General features: G+C 42.5%; 17 protein-coding genes. 7 read left to right on the top strand and 10 right to left on the bottom strand.

The window, feature by feature from the left end:
- The first annotated feature begins 54 nt into the window (after positions 1–54).
- Positions 55–894: a MurR/RpiR family transcriptional regulator gene (locus QM873_RS08575; protein WP_048717114.1), complete on the top strand. Its 840-nt coding sequence runs from the start codon at positions 55–57 to the stop codon at positions 892–894.
- 174 nt (positions 895–1,068) lie between these two features.
- Here QM873_RS08575 and QM873_RS08570 read toward each other — a convergent pair whose 3' ends face one another.
- The 8 genes from QM873_RS08570 to QM873_RS08535 all read right to left on the bottom strand — a co-directional run bounded on the left by QM873_RS08570 (position 1,069) and on the right by QM873_RS08535 (position 8,348).
- Positions 1,069–1,962, bottom strand: coding sequence for an ROK family protein (locus QM873_RS08570; RefSeq protein ID WP_342992201.1), 894 nt, complete (start codon positions 1,960–1,962; stop codon positions 1,069–1,071).
- A gap of 30 nt (positions 1,963–1,992) precedes the next feature.
- A complete protein-coding gene (locus QM873_RS08565; protein ID WP_342992200.1) occupies positions 1,993–2,910 on the bottom strand; it encodes a dihydrodipicolinate synthase family protein in 918 nt (305 codons plus the stop codon).
- A gap of 45 nt (positions 2,911–2,955) precedes the next feature.
- Positions 2,956–3,603 carry a YesL family protein gene (locus QM873_RS08560; protein WP_306474563.1) on the bottom strand — a complete coding sequence of 216 codons (648 nt, stop codon included), beginning with the start codon at positions 3,601–3,603 and terminating at the stop codon, positions 2,956–2,958.
- A gap of 21 nt (positions 3,604–3,624) precedes the next feature.
- Positions 3,625–4,077, bottom strand: a complete 453-nt coding sequence (locus tag QM873_RS08555) for a NanQ anomerase/TabA/YiaL family protein (protein ID WP_342992199.1) — start codon at positions 4,075–4,077, stop codon at positions 3,625–3,627.
- A 164-nt stretch (positions 4,078–4,241) separates the two neighbouring features.
- The gene (locus QM873_RS08550) at positions 4,242–5,081 is read right to left on the bottom strand and encodes a carbohydrate ABC transporter permease (protein ID WP_048717106.1); all 840 of its coding nucleotides are present in this window, start codon (positions 5,079–5,081) and stop codon (positions 4,242–4,244) included.
- Between the two features lie 15 nt (positions 5,082–5,096).
- The gene (locus QM873_RS08545; RefSeq protein ID WP_048717104.1) at positions 5,097–5,984 is read right to left on the bottom strand and encodes a carbohydrate ABC transporter permease; all 888 of its coding nucleotides are present in this window, start codon (positions 5,982–5,984) and stop codon (positions 5,097–5,099) included.
- A 205-nt stretch (positions 5,985–6,189) separates the two neighbouring features.
- Complete coding sequence (locus QM873_RS08540; protein ID WP_048717102.1) at positions 6,190–7,506, bottom strand: extracellular solute-binding protein; 1,317 nt, start codon at positions 7,504–7,506, stop codon at positions 6,190–6,192.
- Positions 7,507–7,649: 143 nt separating this feature from the next.
- On the bottom strand, positions 7,650–8,348 hold the full coding sequence (locus tag QM873_RS08535; RefSeq protein WP_048717101.1) for an N-acetylmannosamine-6-phosphate 2-epimerase: 699 nt from the start codon (positions 8,346–8,348) through the stop codon (positions 7,650–7,652).
- 537 nt (positions 8,349–8,885) lie between these two features.
- Between QM873_RS08535 and QM873_RS08530 the strand changes: the two genes are divergently transcribed.
- The 6 genes from QM873_RS08530 to QM873_RS08505 all read left to right on the top strand — a co-directional run bounded on the left by QM873_RS08530 (position 8,886) and on the right by QM873_RS08505 (position 10,061).
- Positions 8,886–9,014, top strand: coding sequence for a hypothetical protein (locus QM873_RS08530; protein ID WP_267472029.1), 129 nt, complete (start codon positions 8,886–8,888; stop codon positions 9,012–9,014).
- A gap of 33 nt (positions 9,015–9,047) precedes the next feature.
- Positions 9,048–9,194, top strand: coding sequence for a class IIb bacteriocin, lactobin A/cerein 7B family (locus tag QM873_RS08525; RefSeq protein WP_126403595.1), 147 nt, complete (start codon positions 9,048–9,050; stop codon positions 9,192–9,194).
- A 5-nt stretch (positions 9,195–9,199) separates the two neighbouring features.
- The gene (locus QM873_RS08520; RefSeq protein WP_164555422.1) at positions 9,200–9,370 is read left to right on the top strand and encodes a hypothetical protein; all 171 of its coding nucleotides are present in this window, start codon (positions 9,200–9,202) and stop codon (positions 9,368–9,370) included.
- Complete coding sequence (locus QM873_RS08515) at positions 9,371–9,523, top strand: class IIb bacteriocin, lactobin A/cerein 7B family (RefSeq protein WP_195214397.1); 153 nt, start codon at positions 9,371–9,373, stop codon at positions 9,521–9,523. It abuts the gene before it with no gap.
- A gap of 196 nt (positions 9,524–9,719) precedes the next feature.
- Positions 9,720–9,887 carry a hypothetical protein gene (locus tag QM873_RS08510; RefSeq protein WP_023024913.1) on the top strand — a complete coding sequence of 56 codons (168 nt, stop codon included), beginning with the start codon at positions 9,720–9,722 and terminating at the stop codon, positions 9,885–9,887.
- 12 nt (positions 9,888–9,899) lie between these two features.
- On the top strand, positions 9,900–10,061 hold the full coding sequence (locus QM873_RS08505) for a hypothetical protein (protein WP_006595272.1): 162 nt from the start codon (positions 9,900–9,902) through the stop codon (positions 10,059–10,061).
- A gap of 318 nt (positions 10,062–10,379) precedes the next feature.
- Here QM873_RS08505 and QM873_RS08500 read toward each other — a convergent pair whose 3' ends face one another.
- The gene (locus tag QM873_RS08500) at positions 10,380–11,429 is read right to left on the bottom strand and encodes a zinc-dependent alcohol dehydrogenase family protein (protein WP_195214398.1); all 1,050 of its coding nucleotides are present in this window, start codon (positions 11,427–11,429) and stop codon (positions 10,380–10,382) included.
- Between the two features lie 219 nt (positions 11,430–11,648).
- The gene (adhE, locus tag QM873_RS08495; protein ID WP_118096325.1) at positions 11,649–14,300 is read right to left on the bottom strand and encodes a bifunctional acetaldehyde-CoA/alcohol dehydrogenase; all 2,652 of its coding nucleotides are present in this window, start codon (positions 14,298–14,300) and stop codon (positions 11,649–11,651) included.
- Positions 14,301–14,617 lie beyond the last annotated feature (317 nt).

The raw sequence follows: 14,617 nt of genomic DNA, 5'->3' as shown, positions 1-14,617 counted from the left end.
AAATATATTATAGGATTTTCTCCGGGTGTAACCTCGGTTGAAAGGAGGACTGCTGTGAAACAAGATCGTGATCTCCGAAGCATTATTAAGAGCCATCAAGAAGAAATGACGGAGCTAGAGCTAGACATTGCCCGCTATTTTTTATCTCCCGAAGCGCAGCAACACTCTCTTTCCTCGTCTAGAGTGACGGAACTTTTGCATGTATCAAAAGCTGCTTTGACCCGTTTTTCCCAAAAGTGTGGCTTCACAGGCTACCGGGAATTTATATATCACTTTAACGAAGAAACCAAATCTCAAAAGCAACAATCCCCGCACGGCGAATTAACACAGGATGTCTTGCGTCGCTACCAGCAGGTCCTTCAGGCTACAGAAACCCTAGCAAAAGACGAGCAAATCAAAGAAGTCGCTAACTTAATCACTCAAGCAGATCGGGTCTACTTCTTTGGAAAAGGAAGCTCAGGATTGGTGGCTTCTGAGATGAAACTTCGCTTCCTTCGACTGGGCGTTGTTTGCGAGGCCTTAACCGATCAAGACGGCTTTGCATGGACGACCAGTATCTTGGATAAATCCTGCCTGGTCATTGCCTTCTCTCTATCGGGAACTACCCGCTCGATTATCCACAGCCTTCTGGATGCTAAAGAAATGGGAGCAAAAACCGTTCTTCTTACTGCTCAACCAGACGCTATCAAAGATGACTTTACGGAAATTTTACCAGTTGCTCCTCTACCTGGAAGCACCTATATCGACCGTATTACGGCAACCCTTCCCTTCTTAACCATGATTGATTTAATCTATGCTCACTTCCTCGAAATGGATCGGGAACGTAAAGAAAGAATTTTCAATAGCTATTGGGAAAACAAAAAACTCAATGGCTACGATTCACGTAGACGCTAGTCTTCTGATTTATCACCAGGAGCTGAGGATCCTTTCCTTGGTCTCCTGGTTTTTAATCTTCTTAAATGACTATAAATATAAGTCATTTTTTGAAAATTATCTAGCTGTTTTATGTAAAACAATAGTTTGTCTACATTCAAAAAAGCTCACCTAAGTGGTGAGCATTTTTTTGATTTAATTGCGTCTAGCTTGTTGTTGTTTGAAATGGTAGTAAGCTCCTATCATCCCTGCCGTATTTTGATGATGCGCAAACTCCAATTGTGTCTTGTCTGCTAGGCTCGGAACAAGAGAAGCCTTGAGAGCTGCTGAAATTTTGGGTTTCAAAATAGCTTCCTGTCCCATAACTCCACCACCAAGAATAACCACTTGAGGATTGACAACATAACAAATATTGGCAAGCCCCTTGCCTAGGTAGTCGACCATGCGATCGATTCCTGCCATACAGATGGTATTTCCTTGGGTCGCTTCCTTGAATATGCGACGACCACTCCATTGTTCGACAGGATCTCCATGTTGCTTGGCAACATATTCAACCAAAGCTGTCGTCGAAGCCAAATCTTGGAAGGCACCATCTTGAAGATGAAGGTAACCTACCTCGCAGGCAGAATTGCTAAAACCATGGAAAATCTCCCCATTGATCAAGAGACAGCCACCAATGCCAGTACCGACCGTTAAACAGACGGCAACTTGAGCCCCCTGGCCATTCCCTGACATCACTTCTGCTAAACCAGCACAGTTGACGTCATTTTCAATTTCGCAGGGAATTTGATAGGTCTCTTCAATTTCTTTTTTGAACTGAGTTCCTGCATAATTGGGAATCTGAGGGCCCGCATAAAAGATTTCCCCCTTATCGGGGTCAACCATCCCAGCTGACGAAATACAGACTCCAAGGATGTTATTTTCTTCGAGGTAAGATTCTACCAAAGCTTTGGTTTTCCCTAGAATCCCAGGGCCCCCTTTTTCAGCTTCTGTCGGCATTTCATGCGACTCGATCAGATTCTCTGCTTCATCAATCAGACCATATTTGATATTGGTCCCACCGATATCAATCGCTAGGTAATAGGCCATACACCTCTCCTTTCCGATTTACACTCTTTTTTAAAGGAAACGTTCCTTGACTTCACGGATTAAGCTAGCTGCTTTTTGGACCACTTCCTGGTCTCCTTCAGTTACTGGACTTAATGGACTCCGAACAGATCCCAGTTCTAGACCTTCATTGATCCGCAAGACTTCTTTAATGACGCCATACATGTTTCCATGAGCAGACGTCAAGACTCCGATAATACCGTTGATGGCAAATTGCAAGTCACGCGCAGTTTCCAAGTCTTTCTCAGCAATCAGCTGATTGAGTTTCAAGAAGAGCTCCGGCATAGCACCATAGGTGCCCCCAATACCAGCTCCTGCTCCCATAAGGCGGCCACCTAAGAATTGTTCATCTGGACCATTAAAGACGATATGGTCATCGCCTCCCAAAGAAGCAAAGGTCTGAATATCCTGAACAGGCATAGAGGAATTCTTCACCCCAATCACCCGTGGATTTTTCAACATTTCTGTATACAGACTCGGTGTCAAAGCTACCCCTGCCAATTGCGGGATATTGTAGATGACAAAGTCTGTGTTTGGTGCTGCTGCGCTGATTTCATTCCAGTAGTGGGCAACACTGTATTCTGGCAAGCGAAAATAAATTGGCGGAATGGCCGCAATGGCATCTACTCCTAGCTCTTCTGCATGTCGTGCCAATTCCACGCTGTCCTTGGTATTGTTGCAGGCCACGTGAGCGATGATGGTCAATTTTCCTTTAGCCACTGCCATGACTTCTTCTAAGACAAGCATACGATCGGCTACGCTCTGGTAGATACATTCGCCGGAAGATCCGTTGACATACAAGCCCTGCACACCTTTCGCGATAAAATATTCTACCAGCGCACGTACCCGCTCCGGGCTAATTTCTCCTTGGTCATCATAGCAGGCATAAAAAGCCGGGATGACTCCTTCATATTTTTTTAAATCTGACATTCTTTTCTCCTTTCACGAATGTTTACCAAATCCTATTTTTCTTTTTTATTCTTTAAAACGAGCAAATATCTTTTCCATCAATCCAACCTGTAGGAAGGTCAGGCTAGAAAAACCAATCAAGAAGAAGACCATGAGTCCTAGTAAAAAGCTTAAGACAGAAGTCACAAACACCATAGCTACTAGCAACAAGAGAGCCCCCATAACGAAGAACCATGGGAAATACAAACCAGATACAATCAGAGCTTTTTGTAGACACTCTGTCCAAGTCAATCGATAACGCGCCGCAATTGGATAGGCCGCTAGCATGACCAGAACTAGGAAGATAAAGAGCCCTAGACAAACAGCTTTTAACACCTGCATTGGCAAGGCTGTCTGACTCCAAAAGAGGAACAAGTCAAAGAGACATATCCCTGAAATGAGCAACTCTATCCCTCCGAGCTGAAGCCCCAACTTCCAATTTTCTCGAAAGGCGTTGATATAAGTCCGAATGACTGGTAGGCGACGCTGGTGTTTGATGGCAAAAACCGTTTGATACAAACTAATCTTTGCGATCCCGATTGTGACAATCGGCAGACAGCTCAGCACAAAAAGAAGATTGACTGTGACTAAGTCCGCTATTTTCTCGCTGATTCGCATCACCAGATTGTCAGTATTAAAGACTGTTTTGATCAATCCTGTTTCTCTTTGTGACATACCGTCTCCTTTCTGACTCTCTTAATCGATTAAAATTTTCACTAACTGTTTTCGAACGACTTCTTCTTGACCCGCATAGCCATTGGGCTGATGAGGTTCCCCTGGGAAGAAAATCGCAAAATTATGATACCCCAGATGAAGTGGATAAGACTCCTGGCAATGGACAAAACCGATGTCCGATGCTTCATCAAAGGCGAGCGCCTCACCTGTCACACGAGATCCATAACTCGAAAACTCATGTCCTTCTACCAAAAGATGTAAATCGGCATATCTTTTGTGGTGCTCAAAGCGATTGCTTTCTTCTTTATTGAGGGTGTTTTCTTGAACGACGAGAAAGACCTTATCTCCATCAATGTCGTATCTCCCTAATTCAAAAGAATCCTTCCGATACTCATAGAGAAAATCAATGGCCTGATCTAGATTGGGATGGATCCCTTTGTAAAAGGTGATGTTTTTTAAATCATCAAATATCATACACTTTTCCTTTCGACACTTCTTAGGACGAGAAAAGAAAACAAGTGATTTCTTCCCTAGCCCCTTCTTGGGCACCGATGAGGTGTGGAGCTCGCAAGAGCCCTACACCTCTCAGCCTAGAAAAAAGTATCTGTACACTACTATCGTTTGTCCAAGCAGATGGCTTATCCTTTGACCGCTCCCATGGTAATCCCTTGAGTGAAGGATTTTTGGAAGACTAGGAAGACTGTAACGATTGGCACCGCAGCTAGGGCTGCCCCAGCCATGATCAAGCCATAGTTGGTGGCCATTTCAGCCTGCATGGTCGCAACCCCTAGTGAAATAGTCAAGTTTTGACGAGAGGTCAGCATTACCAATTGCATAAAGTAGTCGTTCCAGGTGTTGATGAAGGTAAAGATGGCAAGGGCTGCAAATCCCGGCTTGACAATTGGGAAGGCAACGCTCCAGAAAGTCCGTAACTCTCCACAACCATCGATCTTAGCAGATTCTAAGAGTTCTGTTGGGATGTTTTCACTAAATTGTTTCATCAAGAAAACCCCGAATGGCCATCCGACCAGTGGCAAGATCACCGCTGCAAGAGTATCGTGGATTCCCATAAAGTTGATAATGCGTACCAATGGAACCAAGACAACTTGTTTTGGAAGGGCCATGGCTGCGATAAAGGTAGCAAAGAGAATTCGTTGCCCATAGAAGCGTTTCTTAGCCAAGACATATCCTGCCAAGGAAGAGGTCATACACACCAAAAGCATGGTTGCTAGAGAGATGAAGACACTGTTCCACAACCATTGCAAGGCTGGGTTTTGTACCATCAACTGTTGGAAGTTTTCCATGGTTGGTGTCTTTGGCCACCATTGAGGTGGGATCATAATGGTATCTGGCTGAGACTTAAAGGCCCCTGTCAAAATCCAATAAAATGGGAAAATGAACAAGACTGTCAAAAGGAGCAAAATGATCGTTGAAATCACTGTAAAGGCAGTGATGGGTTTCTTTTGTGTTGGTTTCATCTGAGGCTCCTTTCTTTAGTATTCTACGTCGTTTCCGAGGATCTTGAATTGCGCAAAACTGATAATAGCAATCATCACCGCAAGGAAGACACCCATGGTGTTGGCATAACCGTATTCAGAGAGCTTAAAGGCTTTTTCATATAAGTAGTACATGAGGGTACTCGTTGAGTAGTTTGGACCACCGGATGTCAACAATTGGATCAAGGCGAAACATTGGAAAGAGTTAATGGTCGTAATGATCGCAATATAAAGAGTTGTTGGCAACAAGCTTGGCCATTTGATCTTCCAGAAAACTTGAAGTTCTGTCGCACCATCGACACGCGCTGCTTCTACGAGAGAATTATCAATATTTCCCATAGCAGCGATGTAGAGGATGATCGGTTGACCAACAGAGGTGGTCAACAAGATGATGATGATGGCCATCAAAGCCCAGTGCTTGTCCCCCAACCAAGAAATGTTTTGGTTGATGACATGTCCAGATTTCAATACAAAGTTCAAAATCCCTGATAGCGGATCATAGATCCATTTCCACACAACCGTTACCGCTACACTCCCTGTAACAACTGGAAGGAAGAAGACGAAACGATAGAAGGAACGCGCAATGGCATTTTGATGATAGGTCTGAGAAGCCACAAACAAGGAGAACAATACTACGATTGGAACGGATCCGATAACGATGATGACAGTATTGATCAAGGACTTGATAAAGACCTTATCCGCAAACATGCGGGAGTAATTTTCAAGACCAACAAATTTGAAGGAGGTCATCGAGTAGTTGAAGAAACTAGTGACAAACCCCATAATCATTGGTGCTAATACAAAGACAATAAAGAAGATTAAAATGGGTGCTAAGAATGCGTAGGAAACCAGCGTCTCCCTCATTCGGATTTTGTTTACCTTCACAATAAGGCACCTCCTGATGTTCTTTTTCTATTTTTATTACTTGATTCTTTATTTGAAGCAATTCCATGTTGCTTCAAATAAAGAATCAATAGGAAGAATGAAAACACGAAGGCCCCCTCTTTCAATCTACACATGGAGATAAGAAATCGAGGGGGCCTATGCTTTCTTATTTCTATGAAAGAATCATTTGAGTTTCATAGATGATCTATTTTTTCTTGATCGTTTCGTTTGCTTTTTCAGTAAAGGTCTTCAAAGCTGGTTCTGCTTTTTCATCCCCGTTTGAAACAGATTGCAACATTGGGAACCAAAGTGTACGCATTTCTGCAAAGCCGTCGATTGTGTTGTAGTATGGTGAGTAGTATTGAGTCCAAGTACTGATGGTTTCCATCCGTTTGTCATCATACAATTTACCAAATGAACTACGAACTGGGAAGGCACCTGTACGAACAACGTTCTTAGGACCCCATTCTTTGTCGTCTGCGATGAATTGAACAAATTTCTTAGCTGCTGCTACTTTCTTTTCATCCTTGTTGTTGAAGACTGCAAAACCATTGACAAGGTATTCCAATTTTGGTTTGCCTGTATCAGATGGGAATGGTACTTCGACTACTTCAACTTTACTTGCATCCAACAATTTAGCTTGGATACCGTTTTGTGAAGGTGCCCACAAGATGGTGTAAGAAGTTTGACCGTTAGCGAAGTTTTGGATGTCTGCTCCACCGTCGAATTGGGAACCATTCATCATCAAACCATCTTCAATCCATTTAGAAGCTTTTTCTAAACCTTTGACAAATTTTGGATCATCTGTTGTATACTTAGTTACTTTTTCATCTGTTACAGAACCACCGTAAAGGTTAGCGATAAAGGCACGAGTACCTTGGTCTCCACCTTGACCGTTACTGAAGAGTGATCCTGGTGTGTAACCTTTGTCTTTCAAAGCTTTCAAGACTTTTTCAAAGTCGTCTGTTGTCCAGCCTTCTTTGACAAGGTCTAGAACTCCTGCATCTTCCAACATCTTCTTGTTCATCGCCATGTAGAATGGTGCTGAACTGATTGGGTACATGTAGGCAGTGTCGCCAGCTTTACTAGCTTGGATGATATTGTCGTTGTTGACATCTTTTACAAAATCTTCTGTAAAGAGGTCGTTCAAGTCAGCCAATTTACCATTTTTACCGTATTGAATAATCCGCCCTGGTGCGTCAAATAGCACGTCTGGAGCAGTTCCAGCTTCGATAGCTGTCGTAATCTTTTCAGGACCAGATTTGAAGTCGATGGTTTCTAGTTTGACTTTGATATCTGGATTGGCTTTTTCGAAAGCTTCGATAATTGATTTTTCGTAGGTTCCTACACCATCATCAGCTTTTTCTTGGGTAAAGACTGGGAAGGCCCACCAAGTGATTTCTGTTTTACCAGAGTTATCGCTTGAAGATTCAGACTTAGATCCTCCTCCAGATCCACAAGCTGCAAGTGCTAGCACCGCTGCACCAGCTACCAACGAGCACAGTACTTTTTTCATTTTCATGTGATTTCTCCTCACGTTTGCGGTAAGATTTCTCTTACTTAGTATATCCTCACTGAGGACGGTGATTGTTAAGTATTCTCATTTCTACTGGATGATTTCTCTCTTCCTAGCTTCCTCCTTGTCTCTTTTTACTGTTCTTTTTTCTATTTTAAAGCCGCAACAAAGCGTTCTGTAATTTCTTTAGGTCGCGTAATAGCTCCCCCTACCACAAGCCCTCTGACACCCAGGTCATGAATTTCTTTGGCTTGTGCAGGATAATGAATCTTACCTTCCGCAATCACATCGACACCCGCTTGGCAAAGTTGGCGAATCAAGTCAATGTCAGGTCCGTCTACTTTCGGGCTGTAATCTGTGTAGCCCGATAAGGTCGTTCCGACAAAGTCAACCCCTGCTTCGACAGCTGTTAAGCCTTCTTCAAAGGTGCTGATATCTGCCATCAAGAGTTGATCAGGATATTTCTCCTTCACTTGCTGGATAAAGTCGACAATCGATAGACCGTCATGACGCGGACGTTTGGTACAATCCAGGGCAATCACTGCGATATCTAATTCGGCCAATTCATCTACTTCTTTCATGGTAGCAGTAATGAATGGTTCTTCAGGAGGATAATCTCTCTTGATGATCCCGATAATCGGAAGCTTTGTCACTTCCTTGATCTCTTTGATATCGCGGACACTATTCGCCCGGATTCCAACCGCCCCTCCTTGCTCAGCTGCTTTGACCAAGAGAGGAATCACACCTCCTGCCTCTGTGTAGAGAGGTTCATGAGGAAGCGCCTGACAAGAAACGATAATGCCGTCTTTGATCTGTTGAATTAATTCTTCTTTTGTGATCTTGGACATACATTCCATCTCCTTTGTTTATTACGTCAACTCGAGTACTTGTAAGGTTATTATATAGTATTTTTAAAGCGCTTACAATATTCTGGAGCCATTTTGATTATAGTTTCATATTTTAAACTATTCTTCCATTCCTCTGAAACTAGTTTCAGAGATGCAAACATTCTAAAATTTTTTAAGAAATTTTTTCCATTTCCAGATTTTTATACGAATAGTATAAGTGACCAAACAAAAAGAAAGGAGGACCTCAGATGTACTATACTCCCATTATCATCCCATGGTTTTTGTATTACTTCTTCCGTAAATAAATAAGAAAAGGGAATACCGAACATGAAAAAGAATACACAATTTTTTATTCTATTACTATTCTTATCACTGATCATCCTGTAAGGAGAAATCATGAAAACAAGGAAAAATAAAAAAATGGCACTCATCATACTCGCTAGCATTCTAGCACCCGTTTTGATGTATGGCATCTATCAAGTAGGCTACGAACTAGGAAAAACACTAGCCAATGTGCTCTAACAGAAAGGAAATATCATGACAACAATTGATAAAAAGTTTTCAAAACTAAACGACGCTGAATTAGAAGAATGTACTGGAGGTTTCATCCCTTTCATCTTGATTCCTCTTGGACTTTTGGCTTTAAGTAGTTGCCAAAGAAAGTAATAACAGACAATACATTAGAAAAGGAGATAGCTTATGACACAAACAAATCAACTGATTGACAATCAATTCACTACTCTGACGGATGAAGAGTTAACTCATGTCAACGGTGGGGTAGCACCTTTTATCGTCTACGGAGGATGCATCATCACTGGTCTAGCCCTTGGCTTCATTTTAGGATAAGGCTTATGAAACGACATTTACACACCATTATTTTCGCCATCATTATCGGATTAACCATGTTACACGATGCACATCTGATTGCATTTCAACCAAATATGAATTTAGCCATTGCAGCCACAATCTATTTGGCAGTCGATGCTACCCTAAAACAAGTAAAAAATAAAAAGGAAAACTAAATGACAACAGAATTCACACAAAACTTTGTAACCTTGACGGAAGATGAACTAGTCGATGTTAACGGCGGAGCAGTAGTTTCAGCAGGAGTCTGCGTCGCCCTCGTCGCTCTATGCTATACAATTGGCAAAGATATCAAAAAGAAATTCTTCTAAAAGGAGGCATTTCTATGATTTCTCTGCCCTTTATCACCCTCATCCTTTTGACAGGATACTGCATTCTTGATAAAAAAGCACCCAAACAGGTAGAAGGGTACTTTCCTAAATTTGCTATTGCCTTCATGGTCACTTTCACCATTCTGAACGAGGCAATTGATTTACTCTACACAATCTTACATTAAGGAGGACACTTATGGATACAAGCATCCATTATACTTGCCTAACAGAAGCTGAACTGGCGACCATTGATGGAGGAGCCTCCGTCTTTGACTCGGCAAAATTCATCGTTCAAACATGGAATATTTTATACAATTCCGGACGTGATTTTGGCCGTAGTATCATCAATGGCATCATGCACTAGAAAGGAGCAAGCATGAAACTCGAAGAAACACGTTTTAGAAGCTTATCCGAGCAGGAACTCAGCCATGTAGATGGTGGATCCGTATGGATCACTGTTGGACTAATCGCAACTCCCCTACTCATGGGAACCTTCGCTGGCGCCTTTGACGAATACGCTCGCAAACGAGGCAAATAGTAACACTTCTTTATCATCTCACTAAACAGTACAAACATCCCAGCTATCATTCTATAGCTGGGATGTTCTATTGCTAAAACGATCTTTTTAAGCAAAAAAAAATGAGGCTGGGACAAAAGTCCTAGCCTCTCAATTATTTTTTGATTGTCGAGCAAGACACAGTGGTTGAGTGGGCTCTACCACGCTGATTTCATCAGCTTTTACAGCCCTACTCAACTGTGCGGAGGTGGGACGACGAAATCGAATTCTAACGAATTACCGATTTCTGTCCCACTCTCATTTTTCTACCTTATTTAGGTGATGGAACCATCCAACTTCTTAGCTGAGGTCATTATCAATAATGACTTTCAAAGCACTGTTTTCCCCAGCATGTTTGAAGATTTCGTATGCCTTCTCTGCTTCTGAAAGTTTGAAGTGGTGGGTCACCAACTTCGTCGCATCAATCTTACCTGACTTCAATACATTAAGAAGCATTTCAGTTGTATTGGCATTAACCAAACCAGTATTGAGCGTGATGTTCTTGATCCAAAGGTCATCAAGATTGAAGCTAACTGGTTTACCATGCACTCCGACGTTGGCAATATGACCGCCGACCGAGATAATATTTTGGCAGACATCGAAGGTAGCTGGATAGCCCACACATTCCATAGAGATATCAACACCACGACCATCGGTCACTTCATTGATAAAGGCCTTGATTTCATCAATATCACTTGAACAGATGGTATGAGTAGCCCCAAACTTCTTAGAAGCTTCGAGACGAGATTCTGACAAGTCTACCATGATAATGGTAGCTGGTGAGAAGAATTGTACGGTTAAGAGAGCTGCCAAACCGATTGGCCCTGCACCAACGATACAAACGTTGTCTCCAGGTTTCACGTGAGAAGGGAGAACACCAATTTCATAGGAAGTAGGCAGAATATCAGAGAGCATAACCAGGGCTTCGTCATCTACAGAAGCAGGTGCATGATAAAGACTGCCGTCTGCGTGAGGGATATGGACATACTCTGCTTGGGTACCGTTGATCAAGTGACCAAGAATCCAGCCCCCATCTTCACAGTGGGAAGGCAAGCCACGTTTACAATAGTAGCAAGTGTTACAAGCTGTTACGCAAGAGATAATAACCTTGTCTCCTACCTTAAAGTTCGTAACCGCATCGCCGACTTCTTCGACAATCCCAATTCCTTCGTGACCCAGGATGGTCCCTTCTTTACAAGCTGGAACATCACCACCCAAAATATGGAGATCTGTTCCACAAATGGTCGTTTTCACTAAACGAACAATCGCATCAGTTGGTTTCTTGATCACTGGTTTTGGTTGATCAATCAACTGAAGATTTCCTGCGGATACATATGTTGCTGCTTTCATAAGCGACTCCTTTTTGTTGGTTTTATCAAACCATTTTATTACAGTTTTTACTTTGTGAATATTATAACATACAAGGTAAGCGCTTGCAACATATTTATTAGATTTCTTTAAAAGATAATTTTCGATCACAAAAACCAATTTCTAGCATTAAAATAAAGAAAAATCCCCCGCTCTTTTGAGCGAGGGATAGCTGATAAACATCATTTGTTCCGTAACGCCTTATTTACGACGTCCTGGACGTTCTTTGTAACCATAGTATGCATCTTCAATGATTTCTTGCATGTGGTCTACCATTGGAAGACGTGGGTTAGCTGGTGAACATTGATCTTCGTAAGCAAGGAAGGCCAATTCGCGAGAATGTTTCTTCCATTCTTTTTCATCGATTCCTTGTGCTTTAAAGTTCATTTCGATACCTACACGTTCACCGAGTTCGTAAACAGCTTTCGCGTAAGCTTCAACTGCTTCTTCTGGTGTAGAGCATGGAAGGCCAAGCATACGAGCGATGTCTTGGTATTTTTCATCTGCACGGTAGTAGTTGTACTTAGGCCATGTTGCTGTCTTAGCTGGGCGTGTACCGTTGTAGCGGATAACGTAAGGAAGCAAGATCGCATTGGTCCGTCCGTGAATGGTGTGGAATTGCGCACCAATCTTGTGAGCCATTGAGTGAGAAATACCTAGGAAGGCATTCGCAAAGGCCATACCAGCAATAGTTGAAGCGTTATGCATTTTCTCACGTGAGTGGAAGTCTGCATTCTTCACTGAGCTTTCCAAGTTTTCAAAGACAAGTTTGATGGCTTGAAGAGCAAGACCATCAGTGTAGTCGCTAGCCATTTGAGATACGTAAGCTTCAGTCGCGTGAGTCAACACGTCCATACCAGTATCAGCCGCAACAGATCCTGGAACTGTCAATACCAAAGCAGGGTCTACGATGGCAACGGTTGGTGTCAATGAGTAGTCAGCGATTGGGTATTTACGGTTGTTTGCTTTATCAGAGATAACGGCAAATGGCGTTACTTCAGATCCTGTACCAGATGTTGTTGGAATCGCAATAAATTTAGTCTTCTTACCAAGCAATGGGAATTTGAAGGCACGTTTACGGATATCCATGAATTTTTGTACAAGGTCACGGAAGTCCACTTCTGGTTGCTCGTAGAAGAGCCACATTACTTTAGCCGCATCCATTGGAGATCCACCACCGAGAGCGACGATAGTATCTGGTTTGAAGGCACGCATAATCTCTGTACCACGTTCAACAGTTGTGATATCTGGATCTGGTTCTACGTCTGCAAAGATTTGGTAAACTACCTTATTGCGACGAAGGTCAAGCTGTTCGATGATACGATCAAGGAAACCAAGCTCTACCATAGCGTGGTCTGTAACGATCATGACACGTTCAACGTCACGACATTTTTGTAGGTATTCAATTGAATCACGTTCAAAGTATGTTTTTGAAGGAAGTTTCATCCATTGCATGTTATTTCTCCGGCGTCCGACTTTTTTGATATTCAAGAGGTTGATGGCACTAACGTTGTCCCCAACAGAGTTGCGTCCGTAAGAACCACATCCAAGTGTCAATGATGGCAAGAAGGCATTGTAAACATCCCCGATACCACCGAAAGTCGAAGGAGAGTTGCAGATCACACGAATGGCTTTAACTGCTTTACCAAATTCTTTGGTCAATTCTTCGTCTGCTGTATGGATGGCAGCTGAGTGACCAAGACCGTTGAATTCAACCATTTGGCGAGCTTTGTTAATTCCGTCTTCACGGCTTTCAGATTTCAAGACAGCGATGACTGGTGACAATTTTTCACGAGTCAAAGGCTCTTTTTCGCCAACTTCTTTACATTCTGCCGCAAGGATATTGGTTCCTTCTGGAACTGAGAAGCCAGCTTGTTCTGCGATCCATGCTGCTGGTTTCCCAACGATGTCCGCATTCAATTTCGCACCCGCACAGTTTTTGCTGTTAGCTTTTACGCCGAAGCAGAACTCTTCAAGAAGGGCTTTTTCTTTTTTGTTAACAAAGTAAGTATGGTAAGATTTGAATTCTTCAACAAACTCATCGTAGATTTCTTTATCGATGATGACCGCTTGTTCAGATGCACAGACCATACCATTGTCAAATGATTTAGACATAACGATATCGTGTGCTGCTTGGCGGATGTTAGCTGATTTTTCAACATAGGCAGGAACGTTTCCGGCACCTACCCCAAGTGCTGGCTTCCCACATGAGTATGCCGCTTTAACCATGGCATTCCCACCGGTCGCAAGGATAGTCGCAACTCCTTCGTGGTTCATAAGGGCACTGGTTGCTTCCATAGATGGTTGCGTAATCCATTGCACACAGTTTTCAGGAGCTCCTGCTTTAATCGCTGCATCGCGGACGATTTGTGCCGCATGAGCAGATGATTCTTGAGCTGATGGGTGGAAGGCAAAGACGATAGGGTTCCGTGTCTTCAAGGAAATCAAAGCTTTAAAGATTGCTGTTGAAGTAGGGTTGGTTGTAGGGGTGATCCCGCAGACAACTCCGACTGGCTCAGCAATAAGGGTCAAACCAGTGACGTCATCTTCTGAAATGACACCAACTGTCTTGGTGTGGCGCATGTTGTTCACGACGTGTTCACAAGCGAACAAGTTTTTCGTCGCCTTGTCTTCAAAGACTCCACGACCAGTTTCTTCATAGGCGTGAAGAGCGAGCTCACCGTGAGCGTCAAGAGCCGCTACAGATGCTTTCGCCACAATGTAGTCTACTTGCTCCTGATCCAATTTGCGCATTTCTTCAAGCGCTACGAGCGCTTTTTGCACCAACTCGTCTACGTGTTTTTCAGCAGCGAGTTTCTTTTCTTCAGGTGAGAGAGTTTTTTTATCAGCCATTTGATGCTTTCCTCCAATGTTTGAAACCCTTATCCTTTTCCGGAACTTTTTCTTGTTTTCAGAAACTTTCAAGAATAGTGTAAGAAATTTCGATTTGTTAATTATTTCACAATATTATTGTACTCTATTTTAGAAAATTTGTAAATAGTTTCACAAAGATTTTTTTAACTTTTTTCCATGAACCCTCCTTCTCCTTCTATACAGGAGTATTTTCAAGAAAAAATTGAAGGATTTTTTTGAGAAATCACTTCAATTTCACAAACAAATATTTTCACGCAATTTTTGTAAGCGTTTTCTTAATTTTACTAAAAAAAGCA

The organism is Streptococcus australis, assembly GCF_047463015.1.
GTDB lineage: Bacteria > Bacillota > Bacilli > Lactobacillales > Streptococcaceae > Streptococcus > Streptococcus australis_F.
The sequence above is the reverse complement of the archived record's forward strand: the minus strand, read 5'-3'. Positions and strand labels throughout refer to the sequence as shown.

What these genes read in the sequence shown, in the direction of transcription:
- QM873_RS08530 (WP_267472029.1), top strand. Translation starts at nt 8,886, where the DNA reads ATGACAACAATTGATAAAAAGTTTTCAAAACTAAACGACGCTGAATTA.
- QM873_RS08515 (WP_195214397.1), top strand. Translation starts at nt 9,371, where the DNA reads ATGACAACAGAATTCACACAAAACTTTGTAACCTTGACGGAAGATGAA.
- QM873_RS08550 (WP_048717106.1), bottom strand. Translation starts at nt 5,081, where the DNA reads ATGAAACCAACACAAAAGAAACCCATCACTGCCTTTACAGTGATTTCA.
- adhE (WP_118096325.1), bottom strand. Translation starts at nt 14,300, where the DNA reads ATGGCTGATAAAAAAACTCTCTCACCTGAAGAAAAGAAACTCGCTGCT.
- QM873_RS08525 (WP_126403595.1), top strand. Translation starts at nt 9,048, where the DNA reads ATGACACAAACAAATCAACTGATTGACAATCAATTCACTACTCTGACG.
- QM873_RS08535 (WP_048717101.1), bottom strand. Translation starts at nt 8,348, where the DNA reads ATGTCCAAGATCACAAAAGAAGAATTAATTCAACAGATCAAAGACGGC.
- QM873_RS08505 (WP_006595272.1), top strand. Translation starts at nt 9,900, where the DNA reads ATGAAACTCGAAGAAACACGTTTTAGAAGCTTATCCGAGCAGGAACTC.
- QM873_RS08560 (WP_306474563.1), bottom strand. Translation starts at nt 3,603, where the DNA reads ATGTCACAAAGAGAAACAGGATTGATCAAAACAGTCTTTAATACTGAC.
- QM873_RS08555 (WP_342992199.1), bottom strand. Translation starts at nt 4,077, where the DNA reads ATGATATTTGATGATTTAAAAAACATCACCTTTTACAAAGGGATCCAT.
- QM873_RS08520 (WP_164555422.1), top strand. Translation starts at nt 9,200, where the DNA reads ATGAAACGACATTTACACACCATTATTTTCGCCATCATTATCGGATTA.
- QM873_RS08570 (WP_342992201.1), bottom strand. Translation starts at nt 1,962, where the DNA reads ATGGCCTATTACCTAGCGATTGATATCGGTGGGACCAATATCAAATAT.
- QM873_RS08500 (WP_195214398.1), bottom strand. Translation starts at nt 11,429, where the DNA reads ATGAAAGCAGCAACATATGTATCCGCAGGAAATCTTCAGTTGATTGAT.
- QM873_RS08510 (WP_023024913.1), top strand. Translation starts at nt 9,720, where the DNA reads ATGGATACAAGCATCCATTATACTTGCCTAACAGAAGCTGAACTGGCG.
- QM873_RS08565 (WP_342992200.1), bottom strand. Translation starts at nt 2,910, where the DNA reads ATGTCAGATTTAAAAAAATATGAAGGAGTCATCCCGGCTTTTTATGCC.
- QM873_RS08540 (WP_048717102.1), bottom strand. Translation starts at nt 7,506, where the DNA reads ATGAAAATGAAAAAAGTACTGTGCTCGTTGGTAGCTGGTGCAGCGGTG.